Origin of the sequence: Pseudoalteromonas luteoviolacea DSM 6061, from assembly GCF_001625655.1 — a bacterium.
GTDB classification, from domain to species: Bacteria; Pseudomonadota; Gammaproteobacteria; order Enterobacterales; family Alteromonadaceae; genus Pseudoalteromonas; species Pseudoalteromonas luteoviolacea.
Window position 1 is genome coordinate 1 of sequence record NZ_AUYB01000124.1, and the last position, 22,845, is coordinate 22,845.

Sequence of the window (22,845 nt, forward strand, 5' to 3'; positions counted from 1 at the left end):
AGCCAAAGAACAAGCTGAACGCGAGGAAGCCGCGCGTTTAGCCAAAGAGCAAGCAGAACGCGAGGAAGCCGCGCGTTTAGCCAAAGAGCAAGCAGAACGTGAAGAAGCAGCGCGTTTAGCTAAAGAGCAAGCAGAACATGAAGAAGCAGCGCGTTTAGCTAAAGAGCAAGCAGAACGTGAAGAAGCGGAGCGTCTAGCCAAAGAACAAGCAGAACGTGAAGAAGCAGCGCGTTTAGCCAAAGAACAAGCGGAACGTGAAGAAGCAGAGCGTTTAGCCAAAGAACAAGCAGAACGTGAAGAAGCAGCGCGTTTAGCCAAAGAACAAGCGGAACGTGAAGAAGCGGAGCGTTTAGCCAAAGAACAAGCAGAACGAGAGGAAGCAGAGCGTTTAGCTAAAGAGCAAGCGGAACGTGAAAAAGCAGCGCGTTTAGCCAAAGAGCAAGCGGAACGTGAAGAAGCAGCGCGTTTAGCTAAAGAGCAAGCAGAACGTGAAGAAGCGGAGCGTTTAGCTAAAGAGCAAGCAGAACGTGAAGAAGCAGCGCGTTTAGCTAAAGAGCAGACGGAGCGTGAAGAAGCAGAGCGTTTAGCCAAAGAACAAGAAGAACAAGAGAAGCCAAAAAAGAAAGGCTTTTTTGCCCGTCTAAAACAAGGCCTTCTTAAAACGAAGGAAAATATAGGTTCAGGCTTTGCATCAATCTTTAAGGGGAAAAAGATTGATGATGAATTATTTGAAGAATTAGAGACGCAACTATTAACAGCTGATTTGGGCGTAGATACGACCATGAAGTTGATTGATAACTTAACTGATGCCGCAGATCGTAAACAGCTAAAAGATGGCGATGCACTTTATGAATTGATGAAAAGTGAAATGGCAGACATCTTGAAAGATGCTGAACAACCATTAGAAATCAATACAGGCAAAAAGCCATATGTGATTTTGATGGTTGGTGTTAACGGTGTGGGCAAGACAACAACCATTGGCAAAATGGCAAAACAATTTCAAGCCCAAGGTAAATCGGTTATGTTGGCTGCGGGTGATACTTTCCGTGCAGCAGCTGTTGAGCAATTACAGGTCTGGGGTGAGCGAAATGATATTCCTGTTGTTGCGCAACATACAGGCGCAGATAGTGCATCAGTGGTATTTGATGCTTTCCAAGCTGCTCAGGCGAGGAATGTAGACGTGCTTATTGCCGATACGGCAGGCCGACTTCAAAACAAAGACAACTTGATGCAAGAGCTAGAAAAGATTGCACGAGTCATGAAGAAACTTGACCCTGATGCTCCACATGAAGTTATGCTTACTATTGATGCTGGCACAGGCCAAAATGCCATCAGTCAAGTTAAGCTATTTAACCAAGCCGTTGGCTTAACTGGGATTACGTTAACTAAACTAGATGGTACAGCCAAAGGCGGCGTTATTTTCGCTGTTGCTGATCAATTTAAGATTCCTATCCGCTATATTGGTGTTGGTGAAGGAATTGATGACTTGAGAACGTTTAAGAGTCATGACTTTATTGAAGCACTATTTAGCCAAGAAGACGAAAATAAAAATTAATAACACAGTAAAAGCGCCTTATTCTTAATTAAGGCGCTTTTTAGTTCGCGAATGGATAAAAGCATTTTTCGGGTTAGGTATGATTACATTTGATCAAGTTAGTAAAACTTACCCTGGTGGTCATATGGCCCTTGAAAAGGTTAGTTTTGAACTCGGCAGAGGAGAGTTAGCTTTTTTAACAGGACATAGTGGTGCCGGTAAAAGTACGCTATTAAAGTTAATTAGCTTGATGGAAAGGCCCTCTGCGGGAAAAGTATCTATTAATGATATTGATCTTAACGGCATTTCGAACCGTCAAGTGCCTTTCGTTCGACGAGACATTGGTATCATATTTCAAAACCACCGCCTGCTTGAACGTTATAATGTTTTTGACAACGTTGCGTTGCCTTTAGTGATTGAAGGTACCCATCGTAAGCATATAACAAAGCGCGTTCATGCTGCACTGGATAAAGTAGGCCTATTGGACAAAGTTAAATGCCAACCTAGCACTTTATCTGGCGGTGAGCAGCAACGAGTCGGTATTGCTCGCGCTATTGTTAATTCACCTCCTCTGTTGTTGGCGGATGAACCGACCGGCAACTTAGACCCTGAATTGTCTATGGAAATCCTCTCGTTGTTTGAAGATTTCAACCGTCATGGTACCTCGGTGCTTATTGCAACTCACGATTTAGGGCTCATTGCGAGAATGAAATATCGCAGCTTGACCCTAGAGCGTGGCCGACTGTTGCAAGATCCACTCGCTATTGATCCCTTAAAAGAAGATTTTATGGGGGGGCATTCATGAGTTTGCTATTCAAAGGGCGTGGTAATCAAGCCAATAGCCAAGAAAAATCCGTCTTTTTAAAGCTTTACTTCTTTGTTTTGACTGTGTTTCGTCATGGTGTACACAGTTTAGGTGAAATGTGGCGCACGCCCATGGCATCAATAATGACAATATTGGTACTAGGTTTGAGCCTAACCTTGCCAACAACACTTTTCGTTGTGGTAAAAAATGTACAAAAAGTGAGTAGTGGTTTTCAAGAAGCGGCAGAAATATCTCTCTTTGTTAAAGAGGGGATTAGTGAACAAGAGACTCAAACTTTGGTAAAGCGTTTGGGACTATATCCTGAGGTGGAGTCCGTCAGTTTTATCTCTCAAACTCAGGCGCTCGAAGAGTTCAAACAAGTCTCAGGGTTTGGCCAAGCTTTGGATTATTTAGAAGAGAACCCGTTACCCAGTGTTGTATTGGTCACGCCAACTAAACGACACCGTGGTGCGGATAGCGCACAAGTACTACTTGAAAAGCTCGAGAATGAGCGAGAAGTAGAGTTTGGCAAACTAGATATTGAATGGTTAGAAAGGCTAAATGCGCTACTTGGGTTATTAAAAGAGAGTGTATTTACGGTTGGCTTATTACTGCTGAGTGCCGTTGTGCTAATTATTGGTAATACGATTCGCTTGTCTATTATGGATAAAAAGGAAGAAATTCAAGTATTGAAGTTAGTCGGTGCGACAAACACTTTTATCCACACTCCGTTTTTGTGGACCGGAATTTGGTATGGCATTGTAGGTGGACTAGTCGCATTTATTTGTGTCACGTTGATGCTTTGGTGGCTTGAGTCAGCCGTCTCTTTGGTTGTAGGTGTGTATCAAAGTAGTTTTGTACTCGAGGGGCTTAACCTATCTGAACTGATGTTTTTACTATTTCTTGCTATTTTACTCGGGTTTATTGGGTCTTATTTATCAGTACGAAAATACATTCGTGAAATTGAACCTGAAAAAGTCTAAAAAAGCCAAATCAATTATCTTTAGCGGGCCTTTTGATTATCTGGGTCCGCCTTCCATTCATCTCACATTAAAACCAAAAATATTATCATATAAAAATCAATGGTTTATTTATTCTTTATATCAGGATAATAAAAAGCTTGATTTTTGGTCGTAAAAAGTAGTAGATTGCAGTTAGCACTCTAAGGGTTAGAGTGCTAAAATTAACTAAAGATTTATCACTGAGGTGAAAAATGAGTAAAGACATATATGCAATGGCATTAACAGCTGGACAACAAAGCGCGAGCATTGAAGGATATTTGCAAGCTGTTAGTACGATCCCAATGCTAGACGCTGAAAAAGAGCACAAGCTTGCGACGCGCCTTCATGAAAATGGCGATCTTGATGCTGCTAAACAGCTCATTATGTCTCACCTTAGGTTTGTTGCGCATATTGCGAAGAGCTACTCAGGCTATGGCCTTCCGCAAGCTGACTTAATCCAGGAAGGTAATATTGGTCTAATGAAAGCGGTTAAACGCTTTAACCCTACAGTGGGCGTGCGACTAGTATCTTTTGCAGTACATTGGATCAAAGCTGAAATTCATGAATATGTATTGAAAAACTGGCGCATCGTAAAAGTTGCAACTACTAAAGCGCAACGAAAGCTATTCTTTAACCTGCGCAAAAATAAAAAACGTTTGGGTTGGTTTAACCAAGAAGAAGTGAGTACTGTGGCAACTGAGCTAGGTGTTAGCGAAAAAGAAGTACGTGAAATGGAGTCACGCATGAGCGGCCAAGATATGGGCTTTGACTTAGGTGCTGACGAAGAAGATAACAACACCAGTACTAGCTTTTCACCTGTTCAATATTTAACGGACTCAAATAGCGATATAGCCGAAGTTATTGAAGAAGAGCAGTGGCAAGAACAATCTCAAAACCGTTTACTGGCAGCAATGAAGACGTTAGATGAACGCTCTCAAGATATTGTCGCTGCGAGATGGTTAGCTGAAGATAAGGCAACATTACAAGATTTAGCTGATAAATATAGCGTTTCTGCTGAACGTGTGCGCCAGCTAGAAAAATCAGCGATGAAAAAGTTACAAGCTGCAATGAGCTAAGTCGTAATACAAAAGATTCAATAAATACCGCTCCTCTATGGGGCGGTATTTTTTTGTGTCATAAAAAATTGAGCTTACAAGTGTACGCTTATTTGATTATAATGCATTGATCATGAAATAGGAGCTCTAAGTTTGTTAGCTTTATTGCGCATTGTGGCAATGGCCATATTTATTATCTTTAGTTGTGTTTTTGGGTTATTGCTATGTATTGTAAGGCCCTTTCATCGAAATAACGTACATATTATCGCATCATGGTTTGGCTCAATGGCCAAAGTTATCGGTGTTGAACTGGTGATAGAGAAGGCGCCTGAAGTAAATGATATTGGGCCCGCTTTGTACGTTGCAAATCACCAGAATAACTACGACTTATTTACTCTTCCTGCGGTAGTGCCCCAAAATACCGTGAGTATGGGGAAAAAAAGCCTAAAGTGGATCCCGTTCTTTGGCCAACTTTACTGGTTGTCGGGTAATATTCTGATCGATAGAGCAAACCGTTCAAAAGCGGTGGGTACACTTGATAAAGCAGTCCAAAAAATTAAACAAAAAGGCCTGTCTTTGTGGATGTTCCCCGAAGGCACTCGCAGTTATGGTCGCGGCTTATTACCATTTAAAACGGGGGCTTTTCATGCTGCGAAGAGTGCGCAAGTTCCGATTGTTCCTGTGTGTATGAGTTCTACACAGGATAAAATTAAACTGAATCGTTGGGACAATGGTAAAGTTTATATTTCTATGTTGGTACCCGTTAAGCTATCAGAGGAATGTTCAGTAAGAGAGCACGCTAACAACATTCATGCTAAAATGGCCGACAAAATCGCACAATTAGATAAAGGTGAGTAAAGCTGATGGAAAATTGGCAAGAGATCAGTGAAGACATTGTAGAGTCGTTATTAGAAGATGGCTCTAATCCTGAAAAGCTATACGAGGTCGAACATCATTTTGTATGTGAAAACTTTGATAAACTAGAAGAAGCTGCGCTGGCTGCGTTTAAGCTTGGTTATGATGTTGAAGAACCTGCGGAGCTAGAATTGGAAGATGGTGGCAAGATCTGGGGCTTTGATATAGTAGTTGAAGCTGAACTAAATGCTGAAGTCATTATGGAAGATGTAACGAAACTCGTGGCTGTTGCAACACAAACTGGCGTTGAATACGACGGTTGGGGCACATACTTCCAAGATTAATCCCGACGCATTTTTTCAATGCGGCAGAAAGAAATGGACTTCTCTCTCATTATTTCTAATCCTTTATTCTTGTATTTTGAACATGTAGTAGACAATTTAGTCGTAACTATGCATATTATTGCGGTTTGAGTAAAAAAGCTTCTCTTAGGAACTATGCACGCGACAATCCCTATAAATGAACTTGTACCAGGTATGTTTGTGGACAGCGTCCATAAACTGAAGTCTGATGCTGATGTAAAGCTAAAGTCACGAGGGATGGTGCGTAATTCAGCAATAATTGCCAAACTGGAAGCTGATGGTGTACTTGAGTTAAATATTGATATCAAGCAAAGCCAAGTACCTGTACCAGCAAGTTACCTGCCAGAAACTCCATTACCGACAGTGCAAAGCAAAGGCGGTACTGAGCAGAATAAAGAGGATAAAAGTGGTGCGCAGTTATCACCTGTTCATATCGGTATACCCACTGCAGAATCTTTTGCTGCGGCCTTAAATCAATTTGAAGTACAAAATAAAAAGCTACAGATTTTGTATGGCAATATTCTTGGTGGAGAAGCACTTCAATTACATCTAATTAATGACATAAGCCAAGAGATTGTTGATTCTGTTACTCAGAATAGTAATGTGATGGCAATTTTAACTCGGTTAAAAGATAAACGTGGTTTTAACTGGCGTCATATGATTAATTGCACAATCATGATGACTATTTTTACCAAATATTTGGGCGTAAAGCCCCACGTTGTTAAGCAAATGGCCATGGCGGCTATGTTACATGACATTGGTAAAAGCAAAGTGCCACAAAGTATCTTAGAGAAGGCAACGCCACTTACCGAGAATGAAAGGCGCCACTGGCAGAAACACGTAGCACACTCGGTAGCCATGGTTAAAGAAGAGAAAGGCATAACCCCTTTAATTATCGACATGATAGTTAATCACCATGAGAGATTGGATGGTAGTGGGTTTCCTAGAAGACTGAAAGCAGAAAAGCTGAGTAAGGCTGCTCGGGTGATGGCAATTGTGGATGAATACACCACTTTAACGACAGCTCACGGCACTGAGGAGCCTGTTGAACCAGTTCATGCGCTACGCATTTTGTTATCTAACAAAGATAAATTTGACGAAGTGCTTGTTCATAAGTTTATTCGGTGTATTGGTATTCACCCTATAGGTACTATTGTAAAGCTCACTAATGATCGCTTAGGTTTAGTGATGACTGGAAACAAGGACAATCCCAAAGCACCGATTGTGAGAGTGTTCTACAATGCAAAGCACATGCACCATGTAACCATGAAAGATGTGGATCTAAATGACAGCGATGATATTAAAATCATTGCTAATGTTAAGCCCCTTGATTATCAAATTAATTTATCCCGTTTGCTGCAAGAGAATCTGCTTGTTTAGCTCGTTTGCACCTTTTTAAGCGCTGTACTTTTGCTGAAAGTAAAGCGCCCGCAAGGCAGCTGGACATTAAAACTATCCACATTAAAGTGCCTTTTTCGCTGTGTAGTGCAACACAACAACATACCAGCGCCGCCAGCGCAGCCATGATAGCACCAAGCCAATAATGATTAACTGGATTGTCGCACTGCCCAGCGCGTTGGCAAGCGCAATAATTTGCTTTACACAGACAGTAAACACTGACCCCAGAAAATAGCAGCGCTGCCAATATTAACAACACTATCATAATCATCTCCCTCCAAGTAATGGCGAACAGTATAAGCGAAACTTTGAAACGGTTCAATGATATTGAGAATCAGTCTCATTTATAGTGTTGGTGATGGTTGGTTGAAAGCTGGTCTGCTTTGTTATTAAAAGTAACTAAATGGTTTTATTTTACGCAAATGCGCTGTTAAAAGTATTAAATTTGGAGATTTTTAACTTTCAATTCTGTACTGTGTCACCAACAAATTTTCAGTTTTTATGATTTAAGGGTTATTAATGAACAAGGTTATGGTCGCGTTATTTGGCGCGGGCGTATTTGTGACTTCATCACAAAGCTTGGCCGCTGCATTTCAATTGGCGGAACAAAATGTATCTGGTTTAGGTCGTGCATATGCAGGCGAGGCAAGTGTTGCAGATGACGCGTCGGTGGTTTCTAGAAACCCAGCGTTAATGAATAAGCTTGAAGGCACGCAACTGAGTGTTGCAGCCATGTATGTAAAGCCAGATGTGAGTTTGCAAGGTACAAGCACCAATAATGGTGTACCGGCATCAGCGCTAGACAACAGCAGTATTGCGCCGAGTGCTGTTGTGCCTAGTGCTTTTATAACAACATCTATCAATGACAAATGGTCAGTTGGTGGAGGTATGTACTCGCAGTTTGGTCTTGCCACAGAGTTTGATACGGACTATGTAGCGGGTCAAATTGCAGGTGAAACTGAAATAGTAACCATCAATACTGGTCTGGCGGCATCATACCAAGTAGATGAGCAGTGGAGTGTGGCATTTGGTTTAAACCATGTTTACGCGGATGCCAAAATTATCAGAAATCTGGGGGCCAATAACCTACAGGTTCCAAGTGAAACGGAGGTCGTGAATCTAGAAGGTGATGATTCGGGCTTTGGTTGGAATGTTGGAGTGGTTTTCAACATTGACGAAGACAACCGCTTCGGTTTTCACTATCGCAGTGAAACGGACATTACCTTTGAGGGAACGTTTAGTAATCAGTTGCCTGCGATAGCGCCTTTCAACGGTACTGCTGGCAAGAAGTTACCAGGCGGTGTTGCCATTACGTTACCAGCGATTGCCGAAGTTTCAGGCTCACACAAGCTGACTACCGAGTCGACAGTACATTACAGCATCTTATGGACTGGCTGGAACAGTTTTCAGACGCTTTCAGCCCAAGTCGACAATGTAGGCACAGTATTTAGTAAAGATGAAAGCTTTAGCAACTCACTACGTTATTCAATTGGTACAGATTATCAATGGAGCGAAGCTTTAAAGCTACGTGCTGGCTTTGCCTATGATGAGTCGCCTGCTGACGAAAACCACATGTCAATCTCTATCCCTGATACAGACCGTGTTTGGTATGCATTTGGTGCAGAGTACCAGATCAGTAAAGTTGCCAGCATTGATTTAGGTGTGAGTATTATCCGTGGTAAAACACAGCGTTTTATCGAAAAAGATAACGCAGGCAGCGAATGGGGCTTTAAGTCTAAAGGTCACGCTTCTGTATTTGGTTTACAGTACAACCACACGCTATAAAAAGAGAAAAGCAGACTCGATTGAGTAAAAAGGCTGCACGATTGCAGCCTTTTTGTTTTATTAGAGCTTATCTTTTAATTGATAAAGTAGCGCATGAGCTTGTTTTGGTGTTAGGTCATCAGGGTCAATTGTTTCTAGCAATTGTTCTACTTCTGAAGGTTCACTGGCCAAAAGCAAAGTTTGCTGTTGAGGTGAATTGGATGATGTATTTTCAACTACACTTTGATGCTGCTCTAAAAGAGTGAGCTTTTGTTTAGCAAGTTTAATGACAGCTTTTGGCACACCTGCTAACCCTGCGACTTGCAAACCGAAACTCTTACTTGCCGCACCATCAAGTACAGTATGTTTAAAAGCAATGGTATCGTTGTGTTCAACGGCGTCTAAGTGCACATTGACAAGTCCAGACTGTTGCTCTGCGAGCTCTGTTAATTCAAAGTAGTGCGTCGCAAATAACGTTTTGGCGGATATTTTATTAGCTAAGTAATCTGCAGTTGCATAGGCTAGAGACAAACCGTCATAAGTGCTTGTACCGCGTCCAATTTCATCCATAAGTACCAGAGATTGTGCCGTAGCATTATTCAGAATTGTGGCGGTTTCAGTCATTTCTACCATAAAGGTTGAACGCCCTGAAGCCAAGTCATCACTAGCACCGATACGGGTAAATATTCTATCAATTTGGCCAATTTGAGCACTGCTTGCAGGTACAAAGCTTCCAATATGTGCCATTAACACGATAAGCGCGGTTTGGCGCATATAAGTTGATTTACCCCCCATATTTGGACCTGTAATAAGCAACATTTTTCGGTCACTATTAAGGTGAACGGGGTTGGCAATAAATGGTTCGCTACTGACGTGCTCAACAACTGGGTGTCGGCCAGCTTCAATCTGGATCTCATCTCCGGCCGTGAGTTCCGGCTTACAGTAGTCCAATGTCTGAGCGCGTTCTGCTAAAGTATTGAGTACGTCTAGGTCGGCTAACGCAGCGGCCATTATTTGCAATTGCTCAATATACGGCGCAATTAGTTCAAATAATTGCTCATAAAGCTGCTTTTCAAGTGCCAATGCTTTTGACTGACTACCCAGTACTTTGTCTTCGTGCTCTTTCAGCTCAGGAATAATATAACGTTCATTATTTTTGAGTGTTTGGCGACGAATGTATTCAGGGGGCGCCAAATGGGAATTTGCTTTACTGATCTCAATATAGAAACCATGTACTTTATTGTAGCCAATCTTTAATGTGCTGATCCCAGTTCTTTCTCGTTCACGTTCTTCTAGTTGCTCTAGTACGTCGGTTGCGCCTTCGCTCAGCGCGCGCCATTCGTCAAGTTCACTGGAATAGCCCTTTGCAATCACGCCGCCGTCTCTGATCAGCACTGGTGGGTTATCAATAATTGCGCGTTCTAGTAACTCTTGAAGGTGCGGTAATTGAGGTGATTGCGCTTTAATTTGCTGTATGCGTGCATCATCACTTTCATTAAGTAAATGATGAAGAGGTGGTAAAGCTTGTAATGCGCTGCGTAATCGTGTTAGGTCACGAGGCCTCGCATTACATAGAGCCAACCTTGCAACAACACGTTCGATATCACCAATTTGACGCAGGCCATCATAAACATCCATACCGAGTTGAAGGTCCAGGATGCTTGATATTGCATTTAGACGGGCATTGAGTTCATGTCTATCTCTGACTGGTGTATGGATACGGCGTTTCAGCAGGCGCGACCCCATTGGCGTTGCGGTCTTATCCAGCACTTGAGCAAGGGTATTGTCGATCGACCCCGACAGATTCATAGTTAATTCAAGGTTTTTACGTGTAGCGGCATCAAGGATAACTGCGTGTTCATTTTTTTCTAATGTGATCGCTCTGATATGCGGTAAAGCGGTGCGTTGGGTATCTTTGACATATTGCATGACACAGCCAGCGGCAATCAAACCTGCTGTGGCATTTTCAACCCCAAATCCGATTAGGTCTTTTGTTTCAAACTGTTGGCAAAGTAAATGTTTGGCAGTATCTAGATCGAACTCCCAATCTGGGCGTCTGCGGCTGCCTTTGATTTGCTCTAACACGATTAGATTTTGAAAAGACTCTGGGTAAAGTAACTCAGCCGGCTGTAGCCTCTGTAACGTCGATGTAAGCGCCTCATCTGTGGCGAGTTCAACAAGATTAAATCGACCCGAATTTATATCAAGATATGCAACTCCGTATTTGGATTTATCTTGCCATACGGCAGCCAATAAATTGTCTTGGCGCTCGTGTAATAAGGCTTCATCGGTTACTGTACCTGGCGTGACGATTCGAACAACCTTACGCTCAACTGGGCCTTTACTCGTTGCAGGGTCGCCAACTTGTTCACAAATAGCAACGGACTCACCCATTTGTACCAAGCGCGCAAGATAGTTTTCTACCGCGTGATAAGGTACACCCGCCATTGGGATTGGATTACCACCAGCCTTGCCTCGGTGAGTTTGTGAGATGTCCAGCAACTGAGCGGCACGAATGGCATCGTCAAAAAATAACTCATAGAAATCACCCATACGGTAGAATAGTAGGATCTCCTGATGTTGGACTTTGATCCTAAGATACTGCTGCATCATAGGTGTTTGTTGCTTTATAGTATGTTCAGAATAAAGATCTAATGACATGCTTCTACCTAAGGTTTTTTGTATGGAAATACACACTAAGATCGCCGCACTGGCGGCACAATTGGGCGCTATTCTAACGAATAAAAGCTTCACGATCACTACTGCTGAGTCGTGTACTGGGGGAGGAATTAGCTATGCACTCACAGATACCCCCGGTAGCTCAGCGTATATTGACCGATGTTTCGTCACTTATAGCAATGAGTCCAAACAAGCGCTGTTAAATGTGCGCGAGCATACACTCATTGAGTTTGGAGCGGTAAGTGAGCAGACTGTCATCGAAATGGCCAATGGTGCGCGTGCACAGGCGCAAGCTGATATAGCGGTATCAGTGTCAGGCATTGCCGGGCCTTCTGGTGGTACCGAATTAAAGCCCGTTGGTACTGTATGGTTTGCCGTAGATATACAGCAACAAACCTACACGTTTATGCAGGTGTTCTCGGGAGAACGTGCGGAAGTAAGATTGCAAGCTATTGAATTTATATTAGAAAAAATAATTTCTTTAATAAATCAGTAAAAGGCTCTTGATACTGTAATTCTATACAGTATACTTGTCCGCATCACGCTAGATTGGAGAAACAGATGAACGATAACAAACAAAAAGCATTAGATGCTGCATTGTCGCAAATTGAGCGTCAATTCGGTAAAGGATCAATCATGAAGCTAGGCGATAGCCAAGCTCTAGACATAGAGTCAGTATCTACAGGTTCTCTAGGATTAGATATTGCTTTAGGTATCGGTGGTCTGCCAACTGGTCGTATTGTAGAAATTTATGGTCCTGAGTCTTCAGGTAAAACAACCTTAACGTTACAAACAATTGCTCAAGCACAAAAGATGGGTAAAACTTGTGCCTTCGTTGACGCTGAGCATGCACTTGACCCAGTATATGCAGAGAAACTCGGTGTAAACGTTGACGATTTACTTGTGTCGCAGCCAGATACAGGTGAGCAAGCGCTGGAGATTTGTGACATGTTAGTACGTTCTGGTGCGGTCGATGTGGTTGTTGTTGACTCGGTAGCTGCGCTTACTCCAAAAGCAGAAATCGAAGGCGACATGGGTGACTCTCACGTTGGTCTTCAGGCGCGTTTAATGTCGCAAGCGTTGCGTAAGTTGACGGGTAACATCAAACGTTCTAATACGTTATGTATCTTCATCAACCAAATTCGTATGAAGATTGGTGTGATGTTTGGTAACCCAGAAACAACAACGGGTGGTAATGCTCTTAAGTTCTATTCATCGGTGCGTTTAGACATTCGTCGTATTGGCTCAGTAAAAGAAGGCGATGAGGTTGTCGGTAATGAAACCCGAGTGAAAGTTGTTAAAAACAAAGTAGCACCGCCATTTAAGCAAGCCGAATTTATCATTATGTACGGTGAAGGCTCTTCTAAGCAGGGTGAACTTATCGACCTTGGTGTGAAGCACAAGCTAGTTGATAAAGCTGGCGCTTGGTTTAGCTACAATGGTAATAAGATTGGCCAAGGTAAAGCTAACTCAATTAAGTTCTTGAAAGAAAATGTGGCAATTGCTAACGAGATTGAAGGCAAGCTACGTGAAATGTTACTTCTTCAGGCGACAATCAAAGATGAAGAAGGTGAAGACAAAGGTCTTGCAGACTTAGAAGATCAGCTATAAATCTCCGACACTAGCGCATCTTCAATGAAAAAAGCCACTTATTATATAAGTGGCTTTTCTAGTTTATACCATGTGATGAGCTCATAGACTGAATAAATAACAGGCTATTTTGTTACGTATTAAACAGCACCATCAAAGTCGAATTGACGCCATGATTCATATACAAACACAGAGACAGCATTAGATAAATTCATGCTGCGGCTATCTGGTTTCATTGGAATACGAAGACGTTGCTCCTCGGGCAAAGAGAAAATAATGTCCTCTGGTAAGCCACGTGTTTCAGGACCAAATAGTAAACAGTCACCAGCTTGATACTGTGGCGCATGGTGGTATGCCTTGCCCTTTGTAGTACATGCAAAAACACGCTTTGGTTGGCGTTGTTCCAAATATGCTTCATAAGAAGGGTAGCGCTTAACTTCACTAAATTCGTGATAATCAAGTCCTGCACGCCTTACGCGTTTATCATCCCAATCAAAACCGAGTGGCTCAATTAAATGCAAAGAATAGCCAGTGTTTGCACATAGGCGAATGATATTCCCAGTATTCGGTGGGATCTCAGGTTGATATAAAACGATGTCTAACATGGTTAACCTCTAATTCAATTTGAGCGCAGTATAGCTCATCCATACTTTAACAACTAGAGTATTGAGGAAGGTGCCAAAAGACTGTAGTTCTACGTCAAATTGGTTAAATAGAATTTGGGTTGAGTCAAAATTTACAACTATGTTTTATAAGTGATGATTTTTGATATTTTACTTCTAATCAAAGCTACTAAAAACAAGCTTTTATAATCTAATATTTCTGTTTTATTGTGGTTCTAGAGTATGATGCATATGGTTGGGCGCGTAACATAAGGGGGAGTATCTGTGGCGCGTAGTTATGATTCTTTAGTACGTTTTTCAAGTATCTTTACCATCGTAATGGCGGGACTAATGATAGTTGCGAAAGCTTCTGCTTGGCTGTCATCTGGTAGTGCTGCGATGTTAGGGTCTCTTACGGATTCCATGTTGGACGTAACAGCATCTCTAATGAGCTTTTTTGTTCTCAGTTATGCACTGCGCCCTGCTGATGATGATCATCGCTTTGGCCATGGTAAAGCCGAAGCGTTGGCTGGCCTTGGTCAAGCTGCCTTTATTTCAGGGTCCGCTTGTTTCCTAGCCTTTCATGGTGTTGAGCGTCTGTTTAATCCTGTGGTAATTAACCATAGCATGATGGGGGTATGGGTAAGTGTATTCGCTATTTTTTGTACTTTGTTAGTGGTCTTGGTACAGCATCAAGTTGTTAAACGAACACAGTCTATTGCCATAAAAGCGGATTCGATGCATTACAAGGGTGACATTTTACTCAATATCGCGGTATTGGTTGCATTATTGCTGAGCCATTACGGCATTATGTGGGCTGATTCTGTGTTTGCTATCGGGGTTGCTGGCTATTTGCTATATAACTGCTGGGATATAGCCCGAGAAAGCGCAGATCACCTAATGGACAAAGAGTTACCTGAAGAAGAAAAGGCACATATCATTAGTATTGCAACTTCTCATGAGGCTGTTTATGGTGTTCATAATTTAAGGACACGCCAAAGTGGCAAGATTAAATTTGTTCAATTGCACTTGGAGCTTGATGACGACATGCCTTTGATGCGAGCTCATCAAGTTGCCGATGAAGTGGTCGCGCAAATTCAAGTTCAGAGCGAGGGGGAAATTGATGTATTGGTGCATCAAGATCCAGTTTCATTGAGTGTAACGGAGTCGGCAAATTCATAGAATTGAGTTAATACTGCGCGGCGTATTGGGTCAACTTCACATAATAATTCATGCTTTCCAGCATATGACCTTATCGCGCATTGAGCATTTCTATTGGCAAACTGTGCGTGAGCATCAGGTTTAACAATTGTATCTTGCTTTGCACTTGCAATACTAATTGGGAAATTGAACGATGCATTATTCAATTTATTGGTTAATGAAAATGCCGCGTTTAGCCAGCCAAAGCTCACCCCGCCAAGCTGTAACTTAGTTTGTTGTTGATATAGCTCTTGAAATAATTGATAACGCTTTTCGCAGTGGGTGAGCTCGTTATCAAAAAATAATTTTTCACGATAGTCTTGTTGACCGATAGCATAGCGTTTGTCAAAGCCAAGTTGGCAAGCCAGTTTGGCGATGCGACTAGCCAGCCAAGTCGGGTAGGGAGCTGTGTTTATTTGTAACATAGGTGCACATAAAAAGGCCCCTTTTGCGGACGAATTTGGATTATTTTGAAGGTAGTCACACACAATAGCGCCGCCCATGGAGTGCGCCATAAACAGCCAATTGTCAGTTGCAGGGAGCACTAAAGTATCAATAATGTGCTGTAATGCATCTCTAAATTGCTTGAAGTTATTCACATGCCCTATCTGCGGGTTGTCTAATAGGCGAGAAGACATCCCTTGACCTGGGTGGTCAAAAGTAACGACTGCGATATCATTGAGCGCTAACTCCCATAAAAGCTCTCGATATTTTATTGCAGATTCAATGCGGCCATTTACGATCACTACGGTAAACCTAGGGTTGATAGGTGCGTAATGAACGTAAAAAATATCTCCATATGCAGAGCTAAGTTGCCCTTTATTGCAATATTGCCAGTGCTGTTCAATGGCCGCTAAATTATGAGAAAGTTCGTTGCTATTGCTGTAAAACATGCGGCTGTTGTAAAGGGATGCGCACTGTCACATCCAGTCCTTGGTTATTCTGAAAGAGAATGTGGCCATGATGCACTTTTATCGCATGCTGCGCAATTGCTAATCCTAGGCCGAAACCGCCTTTTTGATTGTTAATAGGCGTTCTAGACTGCGAGGCTCGGTAAAATGGAATACACAGTTTATCGAGCATATCCTCGTTAACACCTGGGCCATCGTCGGATACCTGTAAAACAAACTGTTCACCGGCTATTTTACACTGTATAGCTACAGTTTTTTTAGCGTACTTAAGTGCATTGCGAACGATGTTCTCAATGGCTCTGTTGAGTAAGATTGTGTCGCCTACAAGCAACTTTTCAGGCAGCTCACTCGTAATCACCTGCTTATTGAGTTGCTGGCTTTCAAACTGTGCATCACTGAAGATAGGCTCTAGTAGCTCTGCAATGCACAAAGGTTGCATCTCAACACAGCTGGTGCCTGACTCTAGCCTTGATAGCTGCAAAATATCGCTCAACATATGATCAAGCAAGTGAGACTCTTTTTCGATGCGTTGTAAATAGTTGTCTAATTCACCAGTGGCTTTTCCAGATGCAATTCCAGTGGCCATTTGCAGCCTAGTTAACGGTGAGCGTAGCTCATGCGAAATATCAGCAAGCAAACGTTTTTGACTTAAAACCTGAGTCTCTAACTGCGAGGCCATAATGTCAAAGTCTTTACCCAGCTGGCCAAGTTCATCTTGGCGTGTTTTGTCCACTTCCGCCCTTGCGCTTAATTTACCTTGGGCCAATTGTGATGCTGCTTTTTGGAGTTGTTTAATGGGCTTCAATAAACCCATAGCAAACCAATAGCTGAGTACTAAACTTGCCAGCAACAAGATGCTGAGCTTCATCCATCTGGGCATCAGCCTCACTTTCAGAAATAAATCACCTTCGCGATTATCTAAAATCATAAATAGTTGATAGTCATTTTGCTGGATGTGAACACTCAAAGGTCCATAGGCTCGATACCTGTCTGTATTGATGACCTTGGGCTCCCCACCAACCGAAAAATTTAATAATGCCAGATCAAATTGATTGAGATCGGGGTTACTAATTAGGCTCTTTTCTGGGTCATCATGTTTCAGATAAATTTTTGAGCGCTTTCCATGGCGCCTGTGAGAGAGTATTTCTTCCAATGATTTATCGGGGTTTCGCTGAATATGTTTATCTAAGGATTTTTTTACATGAAATAAGTTCTTTAACATCGGGGGGGAAATATCTTTGGATGCAAGCACGTCAGGTTGTAAAAAGCTGACACTCACTAAAATTGCAAGGGTACTGATCACGGTTAGCCAAAACCAAAGAAATACCTTAATAGCTAAAAATCTTTTCATATTATGCCGCTAAAAATATATACCCTGAACCGCGCAGGGTTTTGATAAATGTATGATCGCTATACTGCGCAAGTTTTTTTCTCACGTTGCTTACATGCATATCCACAGAGCGATCATAGGGGACCAATGGGCGACCCAATACACTTTGGCAAAGTGCTTGCTTACTCACGACTTCGCCAGCCGATTTCATTAACTGGTAAAGTACCTCATACTCAGTCCCAGTAAGCGAGATAGATACGTCTTTAAAAGAGACGCTTCGAGCTGCCATATCAAGTACAAGGCCGTGAAATTCCATTTTTTGTTCTTTGGTGGTTTGAGTAAGGTGCGCTATTCGGCGTGTAATCGCCTTAATCCTGGCTAACAACTCTCGGTGGTTAAAGGGTTTTGGAATGTAATCATCTGCGCCAAGCTCCAGTCCAAAAATGCGGTCGAAGTCATCCCCTTTAGCCGTAAGCATGATAACTGGCGTCATTTTTTCGATTCTGAGTGCTTTTAATACTTCAAATCCATCTTTTTTAGGCAGCATTACATCTAATAGGATCACGGCAAAGTCTTCTTCAAGCGCTGTCGCTAAGCCAGCCTCACCGTCATGTCTACTTAGGACCGAGAATTGCTCACTTTCTAAATACTCACTTAACAGTTCGCATAGAGATTGGTCATCGTCAATGATTAAAACTGAATTACTCATAAGGCCATGTCTTTGGGATTGATGATTACTATTTTACCTAACTATAGGGGGCAAGGGGTGTAATTTACACTTCTTTACGCGCTTTAAAGCGTTGAATGGGCTTTTCAAAAAAGCTAGCTAAGCGTTTATTTCACTTTAATTATTTTTGCACATTTCTGATAAACACTATGTTCCAAGATGTTTTGTAATCACTATTGACAAAACTTTACTCAGACTTGACGTTGCTTTGCTTTGAGCTTGCTAAATTGAATCATGTCATGAGTACAGGTGTGAAGGAGCATGCAGTCCTAAGCACGACTGTTGAACGTAAATATAATCAACCGGAGATCTTACTATGAAAAAATTAGCCAGCGTTTTACTAGCAAGTTGTATTAGCGTGGGTTTGATCCCTGCAACTTCTTTTGCGGGTGAAGGAGAAAACAAAGTACACAAAGCTAAGCGCCATCATATGAAGCCCCTTGCACACATTGAAAAACGCTTATTGTCTGCAAAAGCTGTTAAACATCTTGCTTTGACCGATACACAGCAAACTGAGTTAAAGGCCGTTTTTGAAACTTACAAATCTCGTTTAGCGGCGCTGAAAGAAACACAACCGCAGGCCAAGCCGCATAAAGCATTTAAAGAAATTATTGAAGCTGAAACCTTCGACAAAGCGCAAGCACAAATTTTACTAGAAGAGCATGCACCTAAAAAACAAGCTTTTATACTTACTATGCTGGAAGCAAGGCATGCTATCCACCATATTTTGACTGCGGAGCAAAGAGAGAAAATAGCGCAAAGAAAAGGCAAGTTTTTAGCCAAGATGCGTCATAAAGACTAATCAACTCGAAAACAAATGGGACATAGAGTTTAGTGTCGCTCAGGTAACAGTTTATTCGCCTGTACTGAGCGACACCGAAGCGCTACCTGAGAAATAAAAGCAGCTGGTTCCCCGCTGCAATCGTGTTGTTTTCTCCTTCAAAAATATTGTCGGTAGTTTTACTGATCACCGCCCCATCTAGCCATTCATACACTTCTTTGTTGAATGTCAGCAGTGTATCAACGGGGAACTTGTGCCCGTCCTCTAATGTCATCAGTATATTGGCAACTTCATCAATGATAAGTGCGCCGTCGTTAAACTCGACACAAAAATAAAGATTGTTGGCAACTTCCTTAAAACCATTGGCAATGTTTTCTAAGCGCTCTTTACTTTGGCCCTGCGATTGCAAAAGCCCAAGTTCAACATCTACTTCTTGAATTGACTCTACAAGTGCAGATATATCTTCTTCATCAATTGGATTCTCTACCCAAAAGTCATTGGCACTCAACGTGCCTTTGTCAATCTTATTGCCTAGAGCACCTAGCTCATCGGGTGAAAAATCAAAAAACGCATCTTCAAATAAGTCGGCATTCTGGTCATTTCTCAATCCGCCAGCGTAGATCTTTTCATTGCTTTTTAACGACTCGACAACATCGTTGTTTTCGGCATTTTTATCTTTTTTGGTGGTAGATAAATAGAAGTTTTTAAAGTTCTCATTAGACTTTTTAACTTGCTCGGCCAAGCGCTTAAAATTACTTAAATCTTTTTGCATCGATATATAATGAGTGACTTGGCCTTGCTCATTTTTAATTTCAGAAATATTCCACTCCACAGGGTACATACTGCCATCTTTTCTGTAATTAATTGAGGCGCCGTAAAAAAAACCTCGCTCTTTCAAAGAGGGTGTGAGCTTTTCAATAACCCGCTTGTTACTTTTTGGACCTTGGAGAATCTTGGGTGACATGCCCACCAGCTCGGCAAGCTCATAGCCGGTGTGGCGACAAAACACAGGGTTAGCATACACAATGCGATAACCTGCTTTGTCATCGGCATCAGTAATTACAATGGCATGGTGGGAGTGAATTAAAATTTGCTGCAACAATGTCAATGGTGAGCATTCATTGAGCATCTGGCTAAAGAACAGCATTTCTTCCATGTCTTTTGCTTGATTTGGCATAAACAGAACCCTAGTTGGCTGCTGGCTATAAAGTTTTAAGTATTGCCTTATTTAAATAAATTGCCAGAAAAGTAATCAAGTTATGAGAGAACGGATACGCCCGCCCGAATACTCGGGGGGCTTATCAATTAACAGTAAGTAAGTTTTGAAAGGGTGCCACAAAACTCGGGCGCAGAGAGGCATGGACCATAAAGCACAGATATTGCACCGCCTTGTACATTGGGTGTTAGTTTGTGTTCTAGTTGTTTCTTGGTACTTAAGTTTTTTAGTTTGGTTTTATTAATTTTCATGGTTTTCTCCTATTTTGGATTGTAATTGTATTGGTTCAAAACTTGCCAAAGTACTGACGTAGTCGGCGCGAGTGCTGTTACCCTTAATATATAAATCGATGAACTCGAGGCTAGCAGTGTTAACAATCTCAGTGACTAAATAAGGGTCAATGGTGCCCAGGAGGCCTTGACCCCTATCATTTGGTAAAATATAGGGGAGATCCGAAAAGTCCCAATGTAATGCGCCATCAATGGACATCATGTATGTATCTGCTTTTTGTTGATTAAATACAATCGGAAAATCTGCACTCAATGGAGTGTCAGAGTGCATCATCAAATAAGGTTTGGATTGGGGAACAGTCGGCGCTAAATTGTAATGTATACCGTCTAAATTCACAGCCGCTTTGCATTGATATACTTGTTCACAAAAGGCTGCAACCGTAGGTCCGCCAAAAGAAAGTCCCACAGCAGCTAGTTTAGTTAAATCAAATTGCCCTTTAAATGAGCTAAGGTGGTCGCCAAGGTAGTTGATACCCCAATAGTGACCATATTGAAGGCGAGTTAATTGATCTAGTGCGAAGTGCATGTCTTGGACCCAAAGTTTTAAAGCTAGACGATCGCCTTCGGTCCACTTCATCAATTGATATACCCTTGCAATTTCAGAGTCATTTAATGGACGACCGGCAAGCTGAAGTAGTTCGGCAACAAGTTCATCAAAGTTCACATCAGCTTGATCACTGATATAGAAGTCATTGGCTCGTGCATCGCTATCGTATGTTGCACTCTTTCCTAAGCTTTGAGTAACAAAACCTGCATGGTGTGGGTGTCCAACGCTTGCAACAATATAGCCTCGCTTAGCCAGCTCAATCATCAATATCTCTTTGTCTTCAATGGTTGATTGATAACCATGAGAATACAAAACGACTGGGAAAGGGGTATCGGTCTGCGCCATTGGTACATTTTTGAATGTTTTAAATGGGAGTGTTTTTAAATAAGCGTGAAACTGAAGATCCTCTGAAGAAGGCGTGGTTGTGGAGTAAGGAAATTCTTCGGTATGGAAATGTAAGTAACTGGTGCTTTGATCGCTCTCGATGGCTGCGGGATACCAAATTTTAATCAAAATATCTCGGTAGTCATCGTACTGAGGGGTTAACTTTTCAGTGCGGCTATAATCCGTCGCCGCAATATAAGTGACACCTACGGGATATTCTTGTGATTGAGCGTAGCCGCTGTGTACAAAAAATAAGAGCGCAAGAAAGCAGCCCACTAACGGATAGTGTTTCATGTCAGTTTCCTTTGTTGTTGTATCCGCTTTTATCTTTGTAAAATTTAAAAATTAATTGCAAGCTTGTTTATTGGGTGAAATTTAATCTATTAGTAAGGTACTGTTTTAAGTATGTTTATTGAACATGAAAGTTTATCAATATGGGAACGTCGGAAGTTAAATCGTCACTTTTTCCGAACGCATTGCAACATAATCAATGCGTACAAAGTGATACGCGCCTATGGGTGATGCTGAGGAGCTGCGTCATTGAAAGGAAGTTTAACTTTCGATTTTTTTCGGACTGATGGCTTAACAATTGAAAGAATAGCTATCATTTCCAAGCCAAGAATAAAGGACTTGATCAGTACATAGTTATAGTAAATACCGGTCCAGCCTTGGAATAAAGTTGAAAGGGGTCCAGTGACTCCTAGGTACCTCAAATTTCTTAGGAAGTTTTCTACTAGAGCAAGACTATCAGCTAGAATAAATAAACCGAATATACTGAGTAGTGTGATATCAGCATTGGTCATACAAATAGTTTGCTTTACATCATCTTGATGTCTTTTGATCCACCTAGATATGGCTGGCCTTAGCCCTATCGCGAAGAATAATGTTAAATCGAGAAAAAAGTGAATTGCAAATGCACGGGTGTTGTGCCAAACCGCAGGGGCGTCGGATGCAACTGGAAAAAAATTGAAATGAAAAATAACAATGGAAACAATGTGCTGAGCAGCTAGTAATGCGCAAATATGCGCAATGTTGATATTGTCTCGATACCAAGCACCAATAAAAGCGATAACACTGACGTAGAGTATTTCGGCTTTAACCGCATCCAGCACATTAGTGGTAAGGTACATAATTAGAGTAGCTGTGAGCAGGATTGCGATTACTTTCATTTCTAAGACTTGTAAAGTAAGCAACTAAAACAGGGCTACTTGCATTGCTTGTGAGATTTTATTGGTGTAACTAGGCCTACTTAAATACATGGCATTTAAGGCGGCAATCTGCCCACTTTCGCAGGGTAAATTCGCGCTTCCATGGGCCTGTTTCGAATACTGTATGTTAAAATCTTCCACCGCAAGCAATCCTGATTTTAGGAGCTTTGTTGACCTCGGATTTTCGCAATTAGGTCTGTTAAATCAATAGAGCAGTAGGCACAAATAGCAAAAAATTGGTTTAGTTTTGGCTGCCCAACATCGCGTTCCCAGTTTTCGTACGTTTTACGACATACACCCAAATGCTTCGCCATGATTGCCGTTGTCACACCTTTCTTTTTACGCAGTGCTCTAAGGTCATCCCCTGTTATATATCTTGCAAAAAAATCCACTATATTCCCCTTACCTTAATACCGAATCCGTTACCAACTTACAACAATTAAAAGACGAAACTTTATATCGAAGCCATAGATAAAAGGTCACACAGCACTATGTGATCAATGAAACCTCAAAACAGGCCTAGCTGTTTATAATAAATATTCGCTTCAACGATGAATAACTACAATCTAAAAAACGCACTGAATTGAAAGTTAATTCGTATATAGA

General features: G+C 41.8%; 23 protein-coding genes. 12 read left to right on the forward strand and 11 right to left on the reverse strand.

The features are described from left to right. From ftsY to N475_RS17805, 7 genes are all read left to right on the forward strand, one after another. Nucleotides 1–1,555 (forward strand): signal recognition particle-docking protein FtsY (gene ftsY / locus N475_RS17775; protein WP_081232462.1); only part of this gene is annotated, 1,555 nt, incomplete at its 5' end. Nucleotides 1,556–1,634: 79 nt separating this feature from the next. Further along, nucleotides 1,635–2,339: a cell division ATP-binding protein FtsE gene (gene ftsE, locus N475_RS17780; RefSeq protein WP_063357512.1), complete on the forward strand. Its 705-nt coding sequence runs from the start codon at nt 1,635–1,637 to the stop codon at nt 2,337–2,339. Next, complete coding sequence (gene ftsX / locus N475_RS17785; RefSeq protein ID WP_063365721.1) at nt 2,336–3,322, forward strand: permease-like cell division protein FtsX; 987 nt, start codon at nt 2,336–2,338, stop codon at nt 3,320–3,322. The genes ftsE and ftsX overlap by 4 nt, the downstream gene beginning before the upstream one ends. Before the next feature lie 230 nt (nt 3,323–3,552). Then, the gene (rpoH, locus tag N475_RS17790; protein ID WP_063357514.1) at nt 3,553–4,416 is read left to right on the forward strand and encodes an RNA polymerase sigma factor RpoH; all 864 of its coding nucleotides are present in this window, start codon (nt 3,553–3,555) and stop codon (nt 4,414–4,416) included. A 132-nt stretch (nt 4,417–4,548) separates the two neighbouring features. Continuing rightward, nucleotides 4,549–5,253 (forward strand): 1-acylglycerol-3-phosphate O-acyltransferase, encoded by a 705-nt coding sequence (locus N475_RS17795; RefSeq protein WP_063365722.1) that lies wholly within the window; start codon nt 4,549–4,551, stop codon nt 5,251–5,253. A gap of 5 nt (nt 5,254–5,258) precedes the next feature. Then, nucleotides 5,259–5,594 carry a ribonuclease E inhibitor RraB gene (gene rraB / locus N475_RS17800; RefSeq protein ID WP_063357516.1) on the forward strand — a complete coding sequence of 112 codons (336 nt, stop codon included), beginning with the start codon at nt 5,259–5,261 and terminating at the stop codon, nt 5,592–5,594. A 153-nt stretch (nt 5,595–5,747) separates the two neighbouring features. Then, nucleotides 5,748–6,992, forward strand: coding sequence for a cyclic di-GMP phosphodiesterase (locus tag N475_RS17805; protein ID WP_063365723.1), 1,245 nt, complete (start codon nt 5,748–5,750; stop codon nt 6,990–6,992). On the opposite strand, the gene N475_RS25230 is transcribed toward N475_RS17805, so the two are convergent. Next, nucleotides 6,952–7,275, reverse strand: coding sequence for a hypothetical protein (locus tag N475_RS25230; protein ID WP_081215955.1), 324 nt, complete (start codon nt 7,273–7,275; stop codon nt 6,952–6,954). The two genes, N475_RS17805 and N475_RS25230, sit on opposite strands and share 41 nt — an antisense overlap. Before the next feature lie 254 nt (nt 7,276–7,529). On the opposite strand from N475_RS25230, the gene N475_RS17810 reads away from it, so the two are divergent. Continuing rightward, entirely contained in the window at nt 7,530–8,795 is a 1,266-nt protein-coding gene (locus N475_RS17810; RefSeq protein WP_063365724.1) for an outer membrane protein transport protein, read from the forward strand. A 60-nt stretch (nt 8,796–8,855) separates the two neighbouring features. Here N475_RS17810 and mutS read toward each other — a convergent pair whose 3' ends face one another. Continuing rightward, complete coding sequence (gene mutS, locus N475_RS17815) at nt 8,856–11,435, reverse strand: DNA mismatch repair protein MutS (RefSeq protein WP_063365725.1); 2,580 nt, start codon at nt 11,433–11,435, stop codon at nt 8,856–8,858. Nucleotides 11,436–11,457: 22 nt separating this feature from the next. On the opposite strand from mutS, the gene N475_RS17820 reads away from it, so the two are divergent. Both N475_RS17820 and recA read left to right on the forward strand, forming a co-directional pair. Beyond that, on the forward strand, nt 11,458–11,949 hold the full coding sequence (locus N475_RS17820; protein ID WP_063357520.1) for a CinA family protein: 492 nt from the start codon (nt 11,458–11,460) through the stop codon (nt 11,947–11,949). A 65-nt stretch (nt 11,950–12,014) separates the two neighbouring features. Then, entirely contained in the window at nt 12,015–13,064 is a 1,050-nt protein-coding gene (gene recA / locus N475_RS17825) for a recombinase RecA (protein WP_063357521.1), read from the forward strand. Nucleotides 13,065–13,183: 119 nt separating this feature from the next. Here recA and trmL read toward each other — a convergent pair whose 3' ends face one another. Next, complete coding sequence (trmL, locus tag N475_RS17830; protein WP_063357522.1) at nt 13,184–13,648, reverse strand: tRNA (uridine(34)/cytosine(34)/5-carboxymethylaminomethyluridine(34)-2'-O)-methyltransferase TrmL; 465 nt, start codon at nt 13,646–13,648, stop codon at nt 13,184–13,186. Nucleotides 13,649–13,930: 282 nt separating this feature from the next. On the opposite strand from trmL, the gene N475_RS17835 reads away from it, so the two are divergent. Beyond that, the gene (locus N475_RS17835; protein WP_264373384.1) at nt 13,931–14,827 is read left to right on the forward strand and encodes a cation diffusion facilitator family transporter; all 897 of its coding nucleotides are present in this window, start codon (nt 13,931–13,933) and stop codon (nt 14,825–14,827) included. Here the strand turns inward: N475_RS17835 and N475_RS17840 are convergent. From N475_RS17840 to N475_RS17850, 3 genes are read right to left on the reverse strand one after another with little or no spacing between them, the layout of a single operon-like run. Then, on the reverse strand, nt 14,782–15,738 hold the full coding sequence (locus N475_RS17840) for an alpha/beta fold hydrolase (RefSeq protein WP_063365726.1): 957 nt from the start codon (nt 15,736–15,738) through the stop codon (nt 14,782–14,784). The two genes, N475_RS17835 and N475_RS17840, sit on opposite strands and share 46 nt — an antisense overlap. Then, nucleotides 15,722–17,107: an ATP-binding protein gene (locus N475_RS17845; protein WP_063365727.1), complete on the reverse strand. Its 1,386-nt coding sequence runs from the start codon at nt 17,105–17,107 to the stop codon at nt 15,722–15,724. The genes N475_RS17840 and N475_RS17845 overlap by 17 nt, the downstream gene beginning before the upstream one ends. 1 nt (nt 17,108) lies before the next feature. Then, nucleotides 17,109–17,795 (reverse strand): response regulator, encoded by a 687-nt coding sequence (locus tag N475_RS17850; RefSeq protein WP_063357525.1) that lies wholly within the window; start codon nt 17,793–17,795, stop codon nt 17,109–17,111. Nucleotides 17,796–18,129: 334 nt separating this feature from the next. Between N475_RS17850 and N475_RS17855 the strand changes: the two genes are divergently transcribed. Continuing rightward, nucleotides 18,130–18,615, forward strand: coding sequence for a Spy/CpxP family protein refolding chaperone (locus tag N475_RS17855; protein WP_063365728.1), 486 nt, complete (start codon nt 18,130–18,132; stop codon nt 18,613–18,615). 82 nt (nt 18,616–18,697) lie between these two features. On the opposite strand, the gene N475_RS17860 is transcribed toward N475_RS17855, so the two are convergent. From N475_RS17860 to N475_RS17875, 5 genes are all read right to left on the reverse strand, one after another. Next, nucleotides 18,698–19,771, reverse strand: coding sequence for a PAS domain-containing protein (locus N475_RS17860; RefSeq protein ID WP_063357527.1), 1,074 nt, complete (start codon nt 19,769–19,771; stop codon nt 18,698–18,700). 128 nt (nt 19,772–19,899) lie between these two features. After that, nucleotides 19,900–20,061 carry a hypothetical protein gene (locus tag N475_RS25560; protein ID WP_155730915.1) on the reverse strand — a complete coding sequence of 54 codons (162 nt, stop codon included), beginning with the start codon at nt 20,059–20,061 and terminating at the stop codon, nt 19,900–19,902. Beyond that, nucleotides 20,051–21,325, reverse strand: a complete 1,275-nt coding sequence (locus N475_RS17865) for an alpha/beta hydrolase family protein (RefSeq protein WP_063365729.1) — start codon at nt 21,323–21,325, stop codon at nt 20,051–20,053. Before N475_RS17865 ends, N475_RS25560 begins: the two co-directional genes overlap by 11 nt. Before the next feature lie 218 nt (nt 21,326–21,543). Continuing rightward, on the reverse strand, nt 21,544–22,200 hold the full coding sequence (locus N475_RS17870; protein WP_063365730.1) for a hypothetical protein: 657 nt from the start codon (nt 22,198–22,200) through the stop codon (nt 21,544–21,546). Between the two features lie 197 nt (nt 22,201–22,397). Then, complete coding sequence (locus N475_RS17875; RefSeq protein ID WP_063357530.1) at nt 22,398–22,631, reverse strand: helix-turn-helix transcriptional regulator; 234 nt, start codon at nt 22,629–22,631, stop codon at nt 22,398–22,400. Nucleotides 22,632–22,845 lie beyond the last annotated feature (214 nt).